The sequence below is a fragment of the Brevundimonas sp. genome (genome assembly GCF_032107865.1).
Classification (GTDB): domain Bacteria; phylum Pseudomonadota; class Alphaproteobacteria; order Caulobacterales; family Caulobacteraceae; genus Brevundimonas.
On sequence record NZ_DAMCNG010000036.1, the window covers coordinates 1 to 18533 of the forward strand.

The 18533-nt window shown below is 65.9% G+C and carries 16 protein-coding genes; 7 read left to right on the plus strand and 9 right to left on the minus strand.

Translation table 11 applies throughout. The features are described from left to right. Positions 1 to 224 precede the first annotated feature (224 nt). From RT567_RS05265 to RT567_RS05275, 3 genes are all read right to left on the minus strand, one after another. A complete protein-coding gene (locus tag RT567_RS05265; protein WP_313574818.1) occupies positions 225 to 545 on the minus strand; it encodes a ribonuclease in 321 nt (106 codons plus the stop codon). Positions 546 to 713: 168 nt separating this feature from the next. Next, entirely contained in the window at positions 714 to 1766 is a 1053-nt protein-coding gene (locus tag RT567_RS05270; RefSeq protein ID WP_313574820.1) for a 1,9-bis(guanidino)-5-aza-nonane synthase, read from the minus strand. 126 nt (positions 1767 to 1892) lie between these two features. After that, positions 1893 to 3155 carry a type III PLP-dependent enzyme gene (locus tag RT567_RS05275; protein ID WP_313574822.1) on the minus strand — a complete coding sequence of 421 codons (1263 nt, stop codon included), beginning with the start codon at positions 3153 to 3155 and terminating at the stop codon, positions 1893 to 1895. Between the two features lie 273 nt (positions 3156 to 3428). Here RT567_RS05275 and phnC point away from each other — a divergent pair, with 273 nt between their 5' ends. The 4 genes from phnC to RT567_RS05295 all read left to right on the plus strand — a co-directional run bounded on the left by phnC (position 3429) and on the right by RT567_RS05295 (position 7217). Next, entirely contained in the window at positions 3429 to 4226 is a 798-nt protein-coding gene (gene phnC, locus RT567_RS05280) for a phosphonate ABC transporter ATP-binding protein (RefSeq protein ID WP_313574823.1), read from the plus strand. Continuing rightward, a complete protein-coding gene (gene phnD, locus RT567_RS05285) occupies positions 4223 to 5230 on the plus strand; it encodes a phosphate/phosphite/phosphonate ABC transporter substrate-binding protein (protein WP_313574825.1) in 1008 nt (335 codons plus the stop codon). The genes phnC and phnD overlap by 4 nt, the downstream gene beginning before the upstream one ends. Before the next feature lie 65 nt (positions 5231 to 5295). Then, positions 5296 to 6039, plus strand: a complete 744-nt coding sequence (gene phnE / locus RT567_RS05290) for a phosphonate ABC transporter, permease protein PhnE (protein WP_313574845.1) — start codon at positions 5296 to 5298, stop codon at positions 6037 to 6039. Between the two features lie 104 nt (positions 6040 to 6143). Beyond that, positions 6144 to 7217, plus strand: a complete 1074-nt coding sequence (locus tag RT567_RS05295; protein ID WP_313574827.1) for a substrate-binding domain-containing protein — start codon at positions 6144 to 6146, stop codon at positions 7215 to 7217. An 82-nt stretch (positions 7218 to 7299) separates the two neighbouring features. Here RT567_RS05295 and RT567_RS05300 read toward each other — a convergent pair whose 3' ends face one another. Further along, positions 7300 to 8385 carry a glycosyltransferase family 1 protein gene (locus tag RT567_RS05300; protein ID WP_313574829.1) on the minus strand — a complete coding sequence of 362 codons (1086 nt, stop codon included), beginning with the start codon at positions 8383 to 8385 and terminating at the stop codon, positions 7300 to 7302. Between the two features lie 264 nt (positions 8386 to 8649). On the opposite strand from RT567_RS05300, the gene putA reads away from it, so the two are divergent. Together putA and RT567_RS05310 are read left to right on the plus strand one after the other, a co-directional pair. Next, positions 8650 to 11760: a bifunctional proline dehydrogenase/L-glutamate gamma-semialdehyde dehydrogenase PutA gene (gene putA, locus RT567_RS05305; protein ID WP_313574831.1), complete on the plus strand. Its 3111-nt coding sequence runs from the start codon at positions 8650 to 8652 to the stop codon at positions 11758 to 11760. Positions 11761 to 11845: 85 nt separating this feature from the next. Next, a complete protein-coding gene (locus RT567_RS05310) occupies positions 11846 to 13090 on the plus strand; it encodes a hypothetical protein (protein ID WP_313574832.1) in 1245 nt (414 codons plus the stop codon). On the opposite strand, the gene RT567_RS05315 is transcribed toward RT567_RS05310, so the two are convergent. The 5 genes from RT567_RS05315 to RT567_RS05335 all read right to left on the minus strand — a co-directional run bounded on the left by RT567_RS05315 (position 13059) and on the right by RT567_RS05335 (position 18154). Next, positions 13059 to 13928 carry an FkbM family methyltransferase gene (locus tag RT567_RS05315; protein WP_313574834.1) on the minus strand — a complete coding sequence of 290 codons (870 nt, stop codon included), beginning with the start codon at positions 13926 to 13928 and terminating at the stop codon, positions 13059 to 13061. The two genes, RT567_RS05310 and RT567_RS05315, sit on opposite strands and share 32 nt — an antisense overlap. Before the next feature lie 2 nt (positions 13929 to 13930). Continuing rightward, the gene (locus RT567_RS05320) at positions 13931 to 14938 is read right to left on the minus strand and encodes a class I SAM-dependent methyltransferase (protein WP_313574835.1); all 1008 of its coding nucleotides are present in this window, start codon (positions 14936 to 14938) and stop codon (positions 13931 to 13933) included. A 91-nt stretch (positions 14939 to 15029) separates the two neighbouring features. Then, complete coding sequence (locus RT567_RS05325) at positions 15030 to 15944, minus strand: hydroxymethylglutaryl-CoA lyase (protein WP_313574837.1); 915 nt, start codon at positions 15942 to 15944, stop codon at positions 15030 to 15032. Further along, a complete protein-coding gene (locus tag RT567_RS05330) occupies positions 15941 to 17662 on the minus strand; it encodes a glycosyltransferase family 39 protein (protein ID WP_313574839.1) in 1722 nt (573 codons plus the stop codon). The genes RT567_RS05325 and RT567_RS05330 overlap by 4 nt, the downstream gene beginning before the upstream one ends. A 39-nt stretch (positions 17663 to 17701) precedes the next feature. Continuing rightward, positions 17702 to 18154, minus strand: a complete 453-nt coding sequence (locus tag RT567_RS05335; RefSeq protein ID WP_313574841.1) for a DUF2867 domain-containing protein — start codon at positions 18152 to 18154, stop codon at positions 17702 to 17704. A 115-nt stretch (positions 18155 to 18269) separates the two neighbouring features. Here RT567_RS05335 and RT567_RS05340 point away from each other — a divergent pair. Continuing rightward, the coding region (locus RT567_RS05340) for a glycosyltransferase (protein WP_313574843.1) at positions 18270 to 18533 on the plus strand (264 nt) is incomplete at its 3' end.

Consider the following 18533-nt stretch of genomic DNA (forward strand, 5'->3'; position numbering starts at 1 on the left):
AACGGGCGCCGCCGCAGCAGGCGCGGCCTCCGTCGCTGGTTTGGCGGCGGCGACCGCGAGCGATTCGGCTTCGGGCGCGGCCTGACTGCGGTCATCGCACGCCGCCAAGCCGACGCTCAGCGCCAAGACGGCGGTTGCCACGCTACGCTTCATTCAGCCTACGTCCTTAATCCCTATGCGACTATTTGCACCGTGGCCTATCCGTGCGGCGGCAGCAAGGCGGTTCACCCGGTAGGAGCGTCCACGTCGTCGCCGGGCTGGCCCGTCGACTTGCGCGCCTGTTCCGGTCCGCCGGATGGACGAGTTCGAGTTTCGGCCATTTCGCGGCCCTGGCGGGCGATGTCGGCGTTGATGACGTCCTGATCCGGGTCGATCTCCGAGCCGGAAGCCGAGCCGCCCCGCAGCGAGCCTGCGCGAGTGTCGGACCCTGAATCGCTGCCTTGCAGAGCCTTCTTCAGGGCATCCTCGACGTGGCCCAGATCGGGTTTCTCGCCCATGGCGGCGGCCTCGCGGGCGTCTTCGTTTTCGGCGGCGGGATCGGTCATGGATGGTCTCCTTGCTCGTACAAGACAAGCGGGCCGCCCGGCCGGAGGTTCCCAGATTGGCGTGGACCGCCGTTGCGTGGCCTAAGGAAAAGGGCCGGCGGATCGCTCCGCCGGCCCTCGTCTTTCAACGCGGGATCGGAAGGCGGCGCCTTCCGATCCGCTTCGGTCTTACTTGCCGAACAGCTTGTTCCAGCGGCGCGGCTGGCGCTTCTTCCAGGCGCCGCGGTGATAGGCGTCCGAACCGATCAGCGGCACGACGGTCGTGGCTTCGGCGAAGACCATCTGTTCGTAGGTGGTCTGGACCTTGCCCCACGAAGCGGCTTCCTGCAGCGTCGAGGACGAGCAGGCGCCGTCGCGCACGTCGGCCACCGTGATCTGCACGGCGTAGCGGTGCATGTCGGCGTCAACGCCAAGGATTTCAGCGCAGACGACGGTGTCCTGGGCGAAGTTCTTCGGCACGCCGCCGCCGACCATGAACAGGCCCGTGGTGCCCGCTGCGATCTTGACGTCGGTCAGTTCGCGGAAGTCGGCGATGGCGTCCAGCATCATGTAGGGCTTGCCCTCGGCCATACGCTCCTTCTGGTGCTTGACCAGGCCGAAGCCGGCCGATGAGTCGACGAAGGCCGGGCAGAAGATCGGCACGCCTTCTTCATAGGCGGTCTGGATCAGCGAGCCGGGCTTCTTGGCGTTGCCTTCCGACAGCCACTTGCCCATTTCCCAGATGAACTCGCGCGAGGAATAGCCGCGCGGCTCCAGGCGGCTGGCGATCTCATAGATGGCGTGGTCGCAGGCCTGCAGTTCTTCTTCGTCGATGTAGGTGTCGTAGATGCGGTCGATGTAGTGCGAGCGCAGGATGTTGTCGTCCACCTCGCCGGCGGCCTGATAGTGCTTGAAGCCCAGGGCTTCGAAGAAGTCCATGTCGACGATCGAGGCGCCGGTGGCGACCACGGCGTCGACCATGCCGAACTTCACCATGTCGCGGTAGACGTCCATGCAGCCGCCGGCCGAGGTCGAACCGGCCAGAATCAGCCACGGCGAGCAGGTCTCGTCTTCCAGGGCCATGTTGAAGATGTCGGCCGCGCGGGCGGTGTCGCGCGAGGAGAACGACATCTTGCGCATGGAATCGATGATCGGGCGCGCGTCGAAGCTGGTGATGTCGATGTGCTCGACGGTCGTGGCCAGGAGCTCCGCCTTGGCGTTGGAACGAACCGGTGCGTTCATCTCTCGGGTTTCCCTTTGGTTTGAGCGCCCGTCGTCAATAAGGAACAGCGGCCCGGACGGAGCGACGGGCCGCTGCTTGTACCAAAGCCTTGAGACATTTTTCAGTTCAAGGCGTGATGCGATGGATCAGCGCTTGCGCTTGCGCTGGCCCGCCTTGCCCTTGGGACGCGACAGGCGGACGACCTTGCGGGCGTTCTCCTCGGCCGTGGTGCGCACGGTCGGGATGGAGCGCGGCGCCAGGCCGTACATCGAGCCCATGGGGGCGTCCTCGACGGCGGCGATCTCGTGTTCGCCATAGCCGTTGAAGCCGGTCGACATGGCGACGCCATAGGCGCCCATCATGCCGATCTCGATGAAGTCGCCTTCCTGGACGTCGGCCGGCAGCCAGAACGGGCCCGGCATGTGGTCGATGCTGTCGCAGGTCGGACCATAGAAGCGATAGGGCTTCAGCTCCGACGACGACTCGCCGTCCCGGACCAGCTTGGTCGGGAAGGGCCAGCGCGAGTGGGTGGCGTCGAACAGCGAGCCGTAAGACCCGTCGTTCAGATACAGGGCGTCGCCCTTGCGCAGGTCCACGCGGCACAGCACCGACGAGGCCTCGGCCACCAGCGCCCGGCCGGGTTCGCACCACAGCTCGGTCGTTTCCGACACCGGCATTTCGTTGAAGCCGCGATGGATGGCGTCGGCGTATTCGCTCAGGTCCGGCGGGACCATGCCCGGGTAGACCGAAGGGAAGCCGCCGCCGACGTCGACGATGTCGACGAAGACGCCGGCCTTCTTGATGGCGCGGCCGACCTGGGTCATCGCCGCCTCATAGGCCGAGGGGCGCATGCATTGCGAACCGACGTGGAAGCTGACGCCCATCAGGCCGTCCTTGACCGCATGGCGCGTGGCCAGCAGCAGGGCGGGGGCCTGGTCCGGCGTGACGCCGAACTTGCCCGACAGGGAATAGGCGGCGCCGTCCGCCGACACGCCCATGCGGACGATCAGGTTCAGGTCGTCGGCGTTGTCGGTGACGTCGAGGATCTTCTGCAGCTCGTCATGGCTGTCGAGCACGAAGGTGCGCACGCCGTGGTCGGCGTAGGCGGCCTTGATCGCGCCGCGGCTCTTGACCGGATGCATGAAGGCCAGGCGCGCGTTCGGGCTGACCGACCGAACCAGTTCGATCTCGGCCAGGGAGGCGACGTCGAAGGCGTTGACGCCGTTCTCGACCAGAACCTCGATGATCCAACGCGAAGGGTTCGCCTTCACAGCATAGAAGACGTCGGCTTTTAGATTATCCTGGAACCACTGCGCCGCTACGGCAACGGAGCGGGGACGCACGAGTGCGACCGGACGCTCCGGGGACCGCTGACGGACCAGGTCCAGGGGAAGCTGGTACGTGTGCAATTCACGTAACCCCCTGATGATTGTTAACCCAGACCCGGCGTTAGCGGCGCAAGTAGGACCTACGGGGTCCGCCGGAACGCGCGATATGGGGGCATTGGACTGTCATGTAAAGTGGAAATTTCATGGCGGGGTTGCATGGTCCGCGCGCCGCAGCGCTTCGCGGAATCGGCGCCGCACTGGACGAAATCGACGCAGACATGCCATTAAGACTTGCCCTTGCGCCCGTCTCGCGTCATGCGGCGCCCCCTTTGTCGCAACCTCATCCATGGGTTCATGAGTTCTTCAACAGCCGCCGTCGCGTCCGTTCGCGACGTCTCGAAGACCTACGGGGCCAGAAAGGCGCTCGACGGCGTGTCCGTCGAGGTCGGCGCCGGTGAAATGGTCGCCCTGATTGGTCCCTCCGGTTCGGGCAAGTCCACCTTGCTGCGTTCGATCACGGGTCTGCACCCGATCGATTCCGGCAAGGGAGTGATCCAGGTCTTCGGCGAAACGGTCCAGCAGAACGGCCGCATCACCGGCGCCGTGCGCCGCGCCCGCGGTCGCCTGGGCATGATCTTCCAGCAGTTCAACCTGGTCGGACGTCTCAGCCTCTTCTCCAACGTCATGTTGGGAAGCCTGGGGCGCCTGCCCGGCTGGCGCGGCCTGATCGGCCTGTGGCCCAAGGCGGATAAGGACAAGGCCATGGCGGCCCTGCACCGCGTCGGCGTGTCCGAATACGCCGCCCAGCGCGCCAACACCCTGTCGGGCGGTCAGCAGCAGCGCGGCGCCATCGCCCGCGCCATCGTCCAGGGCGCCCAGGCCATTCTGGCCGACGAGCCCGTCGCCTCGCTGGACCCGGTGTCCGCCCGTAAGGTGATGGAGTTGCTGGTCGAGCTGAACCAGCGCGACGGCATGGGCGTCATCGTCACCCTGCACCAGGTGGACTACGCCATCCGCTATTGCGACCGCGTCGTCGCCCTGCAGAAGGGCAAGGTGGTCTATGACGGTCCGTCCACGGGCCTGGACACGCAGCGCCTGATCGAAATCTACGGTCCCGAATACGAGGACGCGTTCTGGGAAGCCAAGGCATGACCCGCACCGCCATCACTCGCCGCCTGCTGGGCGCCGCCGCTGTCGCCGCCGTGACCCTGGGCCTCGCCGCCTGCGGCGGCGGCGATCAGAAGACGTCGGGCGCCGCCCCGACCGAACTGACCTTCTCCATTCTGTCGGCGGAAGGCCAGGCCTCGGCCGGCCCGCTGTGGCAGCCGCTTCTGGACGACATGTCCAAGGCTGTCGGCGTGCCGGTGAAGCCCTACTTCGGCTCGAACTACACCGTCCTGGTCGAGGCCATGCGCGGCAATCACACCCAGGTGGGCTGGTTCTCGGCCAAGCCCGAGGTCGAAGCCATCGACCGCGCCAACGCCGAGGTCATCGCCCGCACCGTCAACCGCGAGGGCCTGGACAGCTATCAGTCGACCCTGATCGTCAAGAAGGGCTCGGGCATCACGCTGGACAAGGTTCTGGCCTGCGGCAAGCAGTACAATTTCGGCATCGGCGACGCCCAGTCGACCTCGGGCACGCTGGCGCCCATGACCTTCCTGTTCAACGCGCGCGGCGTCGTGCCGTCGCAGTGCTTCAAGACCGTGCGCTCGGCCAACCATCAGGCCAACGCCTTTGGCGTGGCTACTGGCGTGATCGACGTGGCGACCTCCAACAGCGTCAACCTGGTCTTCATGCGTCGCGAGAACGCCCAGCTGGCCGATCAGATCGAAGAGATCTGGACCTCGCCGCCGGTGCCCGAGAGCGGCATCGTCGTGCGTGAAGACCTGGACCCGGCTCTGAAGGAGAAGATCCGCGGCTTCTTCCTGACCTACGGCCAGGGCGAAGGCCCCGAGGCCGAGCGCCAGCGCAAGGTGCTGGCGGGCCTGGAGTATTCGCGCTTCGCCCCGGCCGATGATTCCTATCTCAACCCGATCCGCGAGATGATCGCCGACCAGAAGCGCGGCGAAGCCGAAGCCAAGGGCGACAAGGCCGGCGTCGCCGCCGCCGAAGCCGAGCTTCAGCGCCTGCGCAGCCTGCGCGAGGTCCAACCTTGACCGCAGCTCCGCTTCCGACGTCGCCGGTTCCGGCCGCGCCGCAAAAGTCCGCCGTCTCCTGGGCGATGGACGTTCTGGTCTGGGGCGGCGTGATCGCCGTCCTGCTGTACAGCGTCGACGCCGTCGACCTGGGCAACATCTCGCGCCTGTTCTCGGGCAACGACAGCATGAAGATGTTCGTCCACGACCTGCTGCGGCCGGACTTCTCCGACTGGAAGATGTTCGTCGCCAAGATGTGGGAGACCGTCCAGATCGCTCTGTGGGGCACCTTCCTGGCCGTGCTGTTCGGCATTCCGCTGGGCCTGGCCGCCGCCCGCAACATGGCTCCGGCCTGGGTCGTGACGCCGGTGCGCTGGCTGATGAACCTGCTGCGCTCGGTGCCGGATCTGGTGATCGGCCTGCTGTTCGTCACCGCCGTGGGCCTGGGGCCTCTGGCCGGCGTCCTGGCCATCACCCTGAACACGGCGGGCGTCCTGGCCAAGCTGTTCTCCGAAGCGGTCGAGTCCATCGACAAGGGTCCGGTCGAGGGCGTGCGCGCCACCGGCGCCTCCAAGCTGCACGAGATCGTCTGGGGCGTGATTCCGCAGGTGGCGCCGCTGTGGACCTCGTTCGCCCTCTACCGCTTCGAATCGAACAGCCGCTCGGCCACGGTGCTGGGCCTGATCGGCGCCGGCGGCATCGGCCAAGTGCTGTTCGACAGCATGAACGCCTTCAACTTCAAGGCCGTGTCCGCCATCGTCATCATCGTGGTCATCGCCGTGACCCTGATCGACACCCTGTCCCAGATCATGCGCAAGCGCCTGCTCTGACGACGTATCGGGCAGGTTTGCCCTGACTGTCACAAAGGTCTGGCCGGACCGTCACAATCTCCTGCTTTAAGCGTCGCACACTGACGACTGGAGAAGGTCCGGCCATGATCCGTACACTGAAGTTCACGGCCTGCGCGGCCGCCCTGCTGGCCCTGGCGGCCTGCGGAAACAACGAGGGCGGCGCCCCCGGCTCGCAGAAGGCCCGGACGGGCATCTGGGCCGCCGGCTCCTCGACCGTCTTCCCCTTCGCCACCCGCGTGGCTGAGACCTTCGCCCGCAACGGCGGCGGCGGCTCGGCCCCCCGCGTCGAATCCCTCGGCACCGGCGGCGGCATCCAGGCCTTCTGTTCGGGCGTCGGCCCCTCGACCCCGGACATCGCCAACGCCTCGCGTCCGATGAAGCAGAGCGAGTTCGACCGCTGCGTCGAGAACGGCGTCACCGACATCGTCGAGATCAAGATCGGTTACGACGGCATCGTCGTCGCCACCGCCCGCACGGGCCAGAGCTTCAATCTCGAACTGAATGACCTCTATGAGGCCCTGGCCAAGGAAACGCCGGGCGCCGACGGCCAGCTGGGCGTCAACGCCGCCAAGACCTGGAACGAGGTCAACAAGGCCCTGCCGGCCACCCGCATCCAGGTCTACGGCCCGCCGCCGACCTCGGGCACGCGCGACGCCTTCCTGGAGCTGGGCATGGCGCCGGGCGCCAAGCTGATCCCGGCCGTCGCCGCCATCGAGAAGCAGGACAAGACCCGCTTCGAGACCGTGGCCCATACCCTGCGTGAAGACGGCGCCTGGATCGACTCGGGTGAGAACGACAACGCCATCGTCCAGACTCTGACCCGCACGCCGGGCTCGCTGGGCGTGTTCGGCTTCTCCTTCCTCGAGCAGAACATGGACACGGTGAAAGCCGAGACCATCGACGGCGTGGCCCCCTCGGTCGCCACCATCGCCGACGGTTCCTACCCGCTGGCCCGCAGCCTCTACATCTACGTCAAGAAGGCCCACATCGGCGTGACGCCGGGCCTCGAACAGTTCGTTCAGGAGTTCATGTCTGACGGCTCGGCGGGACGCGGCGGCTATCTGCAGGATCGCGGCCTGGTGCCGCTGGTCGCCGACGAGCTGGCCGCCGAACGCGCCAAGGCCTCGGCCATGACCTCGATGGCCCGTCCGAACTAAGCGGCGAGCAGACCTGAAATGTGAAACGCCCCGGACCTGGTCCGGGGCGTTTTTTCTTGTCGGTTCCGTATTTGCCGAGCGATCAGGCCGCCGCGCGGCGTCTCAGGCGCGCCACCCGGCGCAGGCGGCGCCAGAAGCGGCCGCGTGCGGGTTCAGGATAGGGCTGCAGGTTCTCGATGAATTGCTCGGCCGAGGCGCGCCAGCTGAACTTCTCCGCATAGGCGCGGACGTCCTTGCGATCCAGCTCCAGGCATTTCAGGCAGGCGGTCTTCAGGTCGTCGTCGATGAAGCCGGCGCCCGAGCCTGGGATGATGTCGATCGGGCCATGCGCCGGATAGGCGGCGACCGGCGTGCCCGTGCCCATGGCTTCCAGGATCACCAGACCGAAGGTGTCGGTCCAACTGGGGAAGACGAAGACGTCGGCGTCGGCGAAGCAGCGCGCCAGATCCTCGCCGAACTTGGCGCCGAGGAATTTCGCGTCGGGGTATTTTTCCTCAAGCTCGGCGCGGGCCGGGCCGTCGCCGACGATGATCTTGGTGCCGGGCAGGTCCAGACCGAGGAAGGTCTCGATGTTCTTCTCGACCGCCACCCGGCCGACGTTGAGGAAGAAGGGGCGGGGCCAGTTTTCGCCGCCCATCTCCTTGTAGATCGGCTCCAGATCGGGACGGAACAGATCGGTGTCGACGCCGCGCGTCCAGGGCGAGACGTTCTTGAAGCCGTGCTCGACCAGTTCGTCGCGCAGGGTCGGCGTGGCGACCATCAGTCGGCCCGACGGCTTGTGGAACCACTTCATATAGGCGTAGCCGACCTGCACCGGGATCGGGAAACGGGCCGAGACGTATTCCGGGAATTTGGTGTGATAGCTGGTCGTGAACGGCAGCTTCCACTCCACGCAGATGCGCCGCGTGGCGATGCCCAGGGGGCCTTCGGTGGCGATGTGGACGGCTTCCGGCTCGAAGGCGCGCAGGCGTTCGCGAATCTCTTCCTCGGCGCCCAGAGCCAGGCGGATCTCGGGATAGGTCGGGCAGGGGATGGTCTTGAACTGGCTCGGTTCGATGACCTCGACCTCATGGCCCATGGCGCGGCATTCGGCCACGGTGCGGGTCAGGGTGCGGACGACGCCGTTGACCTGAGGCTCCCAGGCGTCGGTGACCAGAACAATGCGCATGAAGTCGATAGGGCCTTGAGCCGTTTCGCGAAGGCGAAACTTCTAGACGCTCCGCATGACGAAGGCGAGACGGCATGATAGAGCAGGATGTGAACAGGCTTCACCTCTTCGCGAACGGCCATGTTGAGCCGCACCTCATTTTTGAGTGAGCGAATTATCAGAAGATTCTGCGATCACCCGAATTCTGTGCGGCTTTCACTGCCATGATGTGATGCACATTCGGCATGGAACGTCATATATGCGGAAATTCACAGGATGGATTTCATGACGCCGACCGATCTTCGCCATTGGGATGAGCTGGACCGGAACAAGTACCGGGATGAACGTGAGGTGGTGGCCGAACTGCTGGCTTCCGAACCGCTGACGCCTGACGGTCGTGCGGCGGTCCTGAACGACGCTGTCGGTCTGGTCGAAAGCGCCCGCAAGAGCCAGAAGCGCCAGGGCGTGGTCGAAAGCTTCCTGCAGGAATTCAGCCTGGGCACTCGTGAAGGTCTGGCCCTGATGTGCCTGGCCGAGGCCCTGTTGCGCACGCCGGATGCGGGCACCCGCGACCGCCTGATCGCCGAGAAGATCGGTTCGGCCGACTGGGCCAGCCACATGGGCCAGTCGGACAGCCTGTTCGTCAACGCCTCGACCTGGGGTCTGATGCTGACCGGCAAGCTGGTCGACGTCGACGATGAGGCGCGCAGCGACCTGCCGAACTTCCTCAAGCGTCTGGTCGGGCGTCTGGGCGAGCCGGTCATCCGTCAGGCCGTCGCCACCGCCGTCAAGATCATGGGCGAGCAGTTCGTCGTCGGCCGCACCATCGAGGGCGCGCTGAAGCGGTCGGACCGCGAGGAATGGTTGTGCAGCTTCGACATGCTGGGCGAGGGCGCCCGCACCGCCGAAGACGCCGAACGCTATGAGAAGATCTACGCCGACGCCATCGAGGCCGTGGGCAAGACCGCCAAGGGCGAAGGGCCCGAGCGCGGCCACGGCGTCTCGGTCAAGCTGTCGGCCCTGTCGCCGCGCTATCAGGCGGTGCAGGAGGACCGGGTCTGGGAAGAGCTGTATCCCCGCATCCTGCGTCTGGCGCTGATCGCCGCCAAGTACGACATCAACTACACCATCGACGCCGAAGAGGCCGACCGTCTGGCCCTGTCGCTGAAGCTGCTGGAGCGGCTGGCCCGTGAACCGGCGCTGGGCGACTGGCAAGGCCTGGGCCTCGCGGTTCAGGCCTATCAGAAGCGCACGACCGAGACGGTGGCCAAGCTGGCCGAACTAGCCAAGTCCTCGGGCCGTCGCCTGATGGTGCGCCTGGTCAAGGGCGCCTATTGGGACACCGAGATCAAGCTGGCCCAGGTCAACGGCCGCACCGACTATCCTGTCTTCACGACCAAGCCGGCGACCGACCTGAACTATCTGGTCTGCGCCAAGGCGTTGATCGAGGCCTCGCCCTACATCTTCTCGCAGTTCGCCACCCACAACGCCCACACCCTGGCCGCCGTGCACCGCATGGCCGCCGATCGCGGCGTGACCATCGAGTTCCAGCGCCTGCACGGCATGGGCGAGGCCCTGTATGACGGCGCCAAGGCCGAGTGGGGCGACGTCGTCGTGCGCGCCTACGCCCCCGTCGGCGGCCACGAAGAACTGCTGCCCTATCTGGTGCGCCGCCTGCTGGAGAACGGCGCCAACTCCTCCTTCGTCCACGCCCTGCTGGACGAGCGCGTGCCTGCGGCCGACGTGGCCGCCGATCCCATCTCCTCGGTCGAGGCCCAGCCTGACCGCCATCCGAAGATCCCTGTACCCATGAACATCTACGGTGACCGCCAGAACTCCCTCGGCCGCGACTATTCGCAGGCTTCCGACCGCGAGCGTCATGCGGCGGCTCTGGAGCGCGTCGACAGCGAGAAGCTGACCGCCGGCCCGATCATCGGCGGCAAGCTGCGCGCCGGCGTGAACGCCCAGGACGTCACCAACCCCTACGACCGCACCCGCATCCTGGGCCATGTGTCGGAAGCCTCGGTCGAGGACGTCGACGCCGCCGTTAACGCCGCCGCCAACGCCCAGTTCGCCTGGGACCGTCTGGGCGGCGCGGGCCGCGCCCCGGTGCTGCGCGCCATGGCCGACGCCCTGGAAGCCGATCTGGACCGTCTGGTCGCCCTGCTGTCGCGTGAAGCGGGCAAGACGCTGAACGACGGCGTGGCCGAGGTGCGCGAAGCCGCCGACTTCTGCCGCTACTACGCCCTGCTGGCCGAGCGCGACTTCGGCGGCCGCCAGACCCTGAAGGGCCCGACCGGCGAGACCAACGAACTGGTCCTGCACGGCCGCGGCGTCTTCGGCTGCATCAGCCCGTGGAACTTCCCGCTGGCCATCTTCACCGGCCAGATCGCCGCTGCGCTCGCCGCCGGCAACGCCGTCGTGGCCAAGCCCGCCGAACAGACGCCGCTGATCGCTGCCGAAGCCGTGCGCCTCTATTACAAGGCCGGTCTGAACCCCGACCTGCTGGCCCTGGTTCCCGGTCGCGGCGAGACGGTCGGCGTGGCCCTGACCGGCCATCCGGGCATCGACGGCGTGGCCTTCACCGGCGGCACCGACACCGCCTCGAGCATCAATCGCGGCCTGGCCGCGCGTCCGGGCGCCATCATCCCCTTCATCGCTGAAACGGGCGGCCTGAACGGCATGTTCGTCGACACTACGGCGCTGAAGGAACAGATCATCGACGACGTCATCCTGTCGGCTTTCGGTTCGGCGGGGCAGCGTTGCTCGGCCCTGCGCGTCCTCTATGCGCCCAAGGATTCGGCCGACGCCCTGATCGAGGGCCTGAAGGGCGCCCTGGCGGCCCAGGTGCTGGGCGACCCGACCGACGCCAAGACCGACATCGGCCCGGTGATCGACGCCGAAAGCCGCGCCAACTTGGAAGCCCACGTCGAGCGCTTGTCGAAAGAAGCCAAGATCATCGCCCGCGCCGAACTGCCGGCCGGCGCTGACAAGGGCGACCTGTTCGCTCCGACCATCGCCGAGATCCCGACCCCGGACTTCCTCGAGCGCGAAGTCTTCGGCCCGATCCTGCACGTCTATCGTTATGAGCCGAAGGATCTGGAAAAGGTCGCCGGCAAGCTGGCGGCGCGCGGCTTCGGCCTGACGCTGGGCGTCCACAGCCGTATCGACGCCTTCGCCAAGGAAGTGATGGAGCTGGTCCCGGCGGGCAACGTCTACGTCAACCGCTCGATCATCGGCGCGGTGGTCGGCGTCCAGCCCTTCGGCGGCGAAGGCCTGTCCGGCACCGGCCCGAAAGCCGGCGGCCCCAACAGCCTGATCCGCTACGCCGCCGAAAAGGCCATCAGCATCAACATCGCCGCCCAGGGCGGAGATCCGGCGCTGCTGAATCTGTAGGGAATACGGCGCGTTCTGTTCGGAACGCGCCGTATTTTTATCATTTCGCCTAAAATCAGTCTAAAGAGGTCGGCAAGGAGTTTGAATGCTCGACCTTTTTCGTAGCGACAATGTCGTTGTCCGTAGTGTTCCTGCTTCGGATATTCGTCGCTGGGTTGTGACATTTGATAACTACGGTATTGGTCATGGATTTGATCGTCCGGCGTTTGGCGAAGAGTTTTTTCGCAAGGCGGGCGTCTCGGCTGTCCATGTGATGGGCGTTCGTGAGGATTGGTATCAATACCCCGAGATGGGCGCAGCCATGCTGGCCGTTCGCGAGGCGACAGCAGGCGCACAGCGCGTCATGACCTATGGCTCAAGCATGGGCGGCTATGCCGCTTTGCGCTTCGCCGAGGCGGCGGGTGCCAATGCTGTGTTGGCGCTTTCGCCGCAGTACTCAATCGATCCTGAGAAAGCGCCATTTGAAGTGCGCTGGCTGCAGGACAGCCAGCGCATCCGGTGGTTGCCCGAGGTTGATGGAACTTTGAACGCCACGGCGAAACCGGTGGTCATCTTTGATCCCTCGGGCGACGACCTGCTCCATGTAAAGCTCATCGAAGAGGCGATTGCGATCGAGCGCATTATGTTGCCGCATTGCGGGCATCCCTCCACAACCTTTCTGGGTGAAATCGGGTTGTTGGGAAATCTCGTACTCCAGGTTCTAGATGGAACCTTGGATGCTGATGAGATGCGTAGGGAAGCGCGTCGGAGGCGTCGAACTAGTTCCATACACCATATGCTGCTCGCAAATTTACAGCCGCAGCGGCGTATGGAATGGGGGCTGAAGCTAGCGCGCAAGTCATTGGAGCTTGCGCCCGATAACCCTGGAGCAATGACGGCTCTTGCCACTCGTCTGGGCCAGATGAGGCGGCACGAGGAGGCGCTTGTTTTATATGAGGCCGCTACGGTGCGGTCTAATCGCGATCCGACCTATCTCGTGGCTTACGCTGACGGCCTGGTAGCCAGTGGCAGGGCGCCGGAGGCGATTCCTATCGCTGACGAGGCCGTTCGGAAACTGCCGGCTTCTGCGCACCTCTGGTACTGGTTGTCTGTCATCCAGTTGGCGGGTGACGATAGGAAGGGAGCGATAAGCGCGATTGAGGAAGCGATCAGGCTTCATCCCGAGTGCTCCATCTATAAGCTCACGCTGGACGGTTATCGCGCGAAAATGGCCCCGCCTTCCCGACCGCCGTTGCACACGGCGGGACGAACGAAACAACTGATCGGCAGGCTCAGAAATGCAATTCGCAACCGACGGGTTAGGTCGTCAGAGGGTGCCGCGCTGCAATAACGTCGCAGTTCGGCAAAGCGGACATCTGTTCCTTTGACAAGGGTGTCAGACTGGAGTCAGTCTCAATCCTCCAGAAGCCGAACCCCAGAGCGTCGAGCCAATTGACAAAGTCCGGCACAGATGTCCGCGACCCCATCTGCACGATGCTCCATTCCAAGCATAGGATGATGTCCGGGTTGGCGCGCAGGGTTTGTTCTGCTCCACGTAGAATGAAGGGCTCCGAACCTTCGGCGTCGATACGGATCAAGTCCGCCTGCCCTAGCTCCTGGTCATCGATACGCACAGCTTCGACGCTCAGCGTCTGACCGTCTTCGTAGGGGTTCTCGTTCCAGAGGGAAACGTAGCCCCCTCCTGAGTTGCGTCTTGAAATGACAAAATCAATCTGGCTGGGCAGATCCAGCGCCGCCTTGGGAATGAGACGCGCCCGCTGGGCGTAGCCGTTCAGCAGCAGGGACCGCTGCACCAAGCCTATTAGCCTCGGGTTCCCGTCGAAGGCGGTGACGAATCCGTTCGGACCAACGGCTCCAGCCATGGTGACGGTATAGTAGCCGATATTGGCGCCGACTTCGATGATCCGGAAGCCGGGGCGGACCAATCGTAACAAGGCCTTGTGGACCGATGCTTCCCAGTGGCCGTGAGCAATGATGTTGGCGCTGACGTGTTCGTCCAGTGGATCAACGTAAAGCATATGACCGCAGTTGAGCCGCACCATGGCGAGTTCGGAGCCAAGGTAGAAGTAGCGGTTAGCCTGGCAACCGCCCCCTTTAGCGACGGCGGGAGACTGACCGTTGAAGAGCTTGCGGCGCAATCGTGCTACACGTTTCTTGAAGGTGGTCATGGTTAGCTTTCGCCGCGCTGAATGATCAGGCCGAACGAGGTGGTCGGGTGCCCCCAAAGCGACATCCGCAGATGGGGCTGATCTCGATAGGGCATGACGTCGACATACTGCTCGACCAAGCCGGTTCCCATCTGAAGGTCCAGGGGCGCGACCCGGTGTCCTTGGTCTTCAAGCCTCCGGACGAAAGCTTCCAAATCTTGCTTGCGGTAGAGGACCGTATCGGCGTGATCTATCGTTTCGACGTTGGAGCCGTAGTTGTACTCGGACGTGTGGACGGCCCATCCGCCAGGCTTCAGGCACTGAATTGAGCGTTCGACAAAGGCGAGGCCCTTCTCAAGGGAGCCTAGGTGTTCAAAAGCGCAGGCTGACCAGCAGAAGTCGTAACCCGTCAGGTCTTGCGAGACATCGTTCATGTCGCAGGTCCGGAACTCAACGTTGGCGTCGAACAGGTCATCCGGGCAAACGGCTGGTTTGCGTAGGGCAGCCTTTCCCGCGGCGTGCTCATTGGTCAGAATCCAACCCATCTCTTCTGCGCGTTCCACCGCCATGTCGGTCGCTGTGATCCGGCAACCTTCCGAAGCGAAATAGGCGCCGAGCGGTTCCGATCCCACGCCGAAGCCTAGGCCGCGTGCGCCGGGCCGTACCGCGTCGCGCTCCGACAGGGCCTGGCAGATGAAGACAAATTCCCACAGTTTGCGATGATACCGCAAACTTTCGTCCAATCGTTCCGCCCAGTACGAGAACCAGGGAGTTTCGAAGCTGTCCTGACGACAAACCGTGCTGTAGGGGAATGCGTGAGCATGAGGTTTGCCTGGGATCTTGGGCGGCTTCCCCTCCCACAACTGCCGCTCGGGCAAGGTTTGGAGGCCGTGGAGCAAACGCATCTCACGGCGATGGTCCTCCAGCGCGCGCCTCAGCGCCTCCAGTTGACCTGGCATCTTCGTCAGCCGCTCGAACAGTAGTTGGCTGCGTCGGATACTCTTTATCAATGACTTGAACGGCTGGGCCAAGAGGATCTCGTACAGCAATCGGGAAGGAAGAAGACGTCGTCCCGGCGGTCCTATAGGAAAGCCGCATGCGGGGGAAACGGCGAATTGGCGATCAGTTCGGCCACCCGCCCGCACGGCTGAGGGCGCTGGGGTTGGGTTTGCCGATCTGGCCGCCGATCCAGCGGGCCGTGTCGATCAGGGCGTCCAAGTCGTAGCCGGTCGAATACCCCGCGCGCTCCAGCATGTAGACCAGATCCTCGGTGGCGATGTTGCCGGTCGCGCCGGGCGCAAACGGACAGCCGCCGATGCCGCCGACCGAGGCGTCCAGTACGTCGACGCCCGCTTCGACGCCCGCATAGGCGTTGGCGAGGCCCGTGTTGCGGGTGTCGTGGAAATGCAGGCGCAGGGTCGCATCCGGCGCGGCCTGGCGGGCGGCCTCGACCTTCTTCGTCACGCTCCAGGGATCGCCGACGCCGATGGTGTCGGCCAGGGCGATCTCCTCGACGCCCAGGGCGGCGATGCGGGCGACCAGGTCGCTGACCTGCTGGACTGAGACCTCGCCGTCGAAGGGGCAGCCCCAGACGCAGGACAGGGTGGCCGACAGCCTGGGCGTCGCGCCCGGCGCGCCGTCTGCATTGGCGCGGCCGGCCATGATCTCGGACAGCATCTGCACCTGCTGGTCGACGCTGAGGCCCTGGTTCTTCAGGCCGAAGCCGTCGGTGGCGGACATGGCGACATTGACCTCGTCCACCGCCGTGCCGAGCGCGCGGTCGTAACCCTTGCCGTTCAAGACGAGGCCGATGCGGCTGCGGCCCTCAGTGCGGGGCAGGGCGGCCATGACCTCTTCGGCGCCCGCCATCTGGGGTACGTATTTGGGGTGGACGAAGCTGACGGCCTCGATGCGCTTCGCCCCGGCCGTCTCCAGCCGCTGGACGAAATCGGCGCGGACGGCCGGTTCCAGCACCGCCTTTTCGTTCTGCAGGCCGTCGCGCGGGCCGACCTCGACGATCTGGATGAAGCGGCTCATCGGCGCGTGCTCCCCTGGTTCGGGCTTCCCTGGTTCAGGCTTCCCTGGTTCAGGCTTCTCTGTCCTGATCCGGCGGGCGCATAGACGGTCAGGCGCACGTCGTCGCCCGAGGAATAGTTGTGGCCGCTGACCACGCCGACGGCCCGCCCGGCGGCGCCCAGATCGGCCAGGGCGCGGCGGAAGGCCTCGTCGTCGCGCGCCTCGACGATGGCGGGGCGGCCCTCGGCCAGGGCGCGCGCGGCGCCGGCGCCGTCGGTCAACTGGGTGTCCTTGCCGGTCAGGAAGACGAAGCTGGGCTCATGGAAGGTGGTGATGGCCACCGGCCCCGGATAGCGGCCCTGGGCGGGGCTCAGTTCGGCCGATTCCAGCGTCTGGACCAGGCGGGGCGCGATCGACAGCGGGCGCAACTGGCGGATGGTCCCGGCTAGGCCCGCATGGGCCAGAACGCCGAAGATGATGGCGATCAGCACCCCGGTGATCGCCGCGCGGTTGACCAGCAGGAAGCCCCCGATCGCGGCGGCCATGACGGCGAAGACGATGGTGACGGTGGCCCAGGTCTGGGCGGTCGAGCGGCCGAACTCGGTCAGGCCGTAGACGGTGATCAGGCAGATGACCACGGCGGCGAACAGGCCCAGCAAGGCGCCGGTCACGCGCGAGACCTTGCCGATCGGCTGGGTCAGGGCGGCGGCGGCCAGCAGGGCGATCGCCCCGAAGGTCGGCAGAGTGTAGTGCCACAGCTTGGTCGGGGCCAGCTCGAACATCAGCCAGGCCGGGACCAGCCAGCAGACGGCGAAGCGGATCGCGGGCTCGGCCCGGCGATGCCAGCCGGTCGACAGGGCGGCGGGCAGCATCAGGGTGACGGGGAACAGCAGCAGCGGCGACAGCAGCACATACATGCCGGGGAAGCCGCCGTGGCTTTCGTGCGCGCCCGCGATCTTGGGCGCCAGATCGCCGCCGATGGCCTCGCGCCAGAAGCCGCCGTCGGTGGCGATGGTGATGGCGATGGCCCACGGCCCCACCAGCAGCGCCACCAGCGGCAGACCCCAGCCCCAGCCCAGTTGGCCCAGCCACTTGATGTTCCGGTCCCAGATCGACAGGGCGATGATGGTCAGGGCCACGACCAGCAGGCCGATCGGCCCCTTGATCAGGATGGACAGGCCGATGCCCGCCCAGAACAGCAGCTTGTGCAGCCGGTCCGCCTTCTCGCCCGCCCGCGTGGACATGTAGATGCGCGCCAGCGTCGCCATCGATAGCGTGGTCAGGCCCGCCAGCATGGCGTCGGTCTTGGCGATGCCCGCCTCGGTGGACAGCAGGAAGGTGGCGCCCAGCATGGCGCCCGCCAGGAAGCCCGCCCTCTGGCCGAACAGGGCGGCGCCCGCCCAGGCCACGGCCCAGGCCGCCAGCATGGCGCCCAACAGCGACGGCAGGCGATAGGGCTGGATGTTGCGGTCCTCGACGTCCGAGGTCGCGGCGACGGCCGCCGCCTGCATCCAGTAGATGCCGACGGGCTTCTTCCAGCGCGGATCGTCCTGGAAGCGGATGTCGACATAGTCGCCGCCCTCCAGCATCTGGGCGGTGGCCTGGGCGAAACGGCTTTCGTCCCGGTCCAGCGGCGGCAGCAGCAACAGGCTGGGCAGGCCCGCGATCAGGGCCAGCAGGGCCGCAAGAACAGGGCCGCGCCAGCCGGCGATGTAATGATCGAGGTTCGGGCGGTTCATGCCGCTGTCGTATCACGCCGGGTGCGGCCCCCGGAAGCTTCAGCTTGAAAGGGCGCCCAGCATTCGGGTCACGATCAGCTTGTGGAAGGGGGTGACGACGGCGATGTAGGCGCGGCCGAAAAGGTTGTGCCGGTCGACCAGGGTGGCGACGCTGACGCGCTGGTCCGCGCCGCTGGGCGAGGGTTCGACGCGGATCACCAGGCGGAAGTCCAGATGACGGTCGTCGAAGCCGACGACGATCTCATCGCTTCGTTCGGCCAGCACCGGGAAGCCTTCGGCCCGGGCTGACTTCAGCCCTACCAGGCGGACCAGACGGTTGCGCAGGGTCATCAGTCGGTCGATCCAGGCCGGGGTGCTGGTCATCATCCGCTCCATCGCCTGACGGGCGGTCAGCGGCTCTCCCACGCCCTCGACCCCGAAACGGTCGGCCCAGTCGGCCTTAGGCAGGGCGGGGTGGGGCAGTTCAAGCGGCAGTTCGTAGGCGGCGGCCATCGGAGACTCCATTGTGCTGTGGTCAAGCTGTCCGCCTCCCGGCGCTTTTGCGCCATGAGGCGCAACGCCGCGCGTCGCCGTTTCGCCGAGGCGCGGCGTGCGTTAAAGAGCGTCGATGATCGACCGCTCCGCTTCCTCGCCCGACATTTCCGTCGTCGTGCCCGTGCATGACGAATCCGGCGCCGCCGTGCCCCTGGCCCGTGAAATCGCCGAGGCTTTCGCCGGGCGATCCTATGAGATGATCTTCGTCAACGACGCCAGCCGGGACACGACCCTGGCCGAGCTGCAGGCGGCGATGGCCGAACTGCCCGCGCTGCGGGTGCTGTCGCACGGGACCAATGCGGGGCAGAGCCGGGCGGTGCGCACCGGCGTGCTGGCC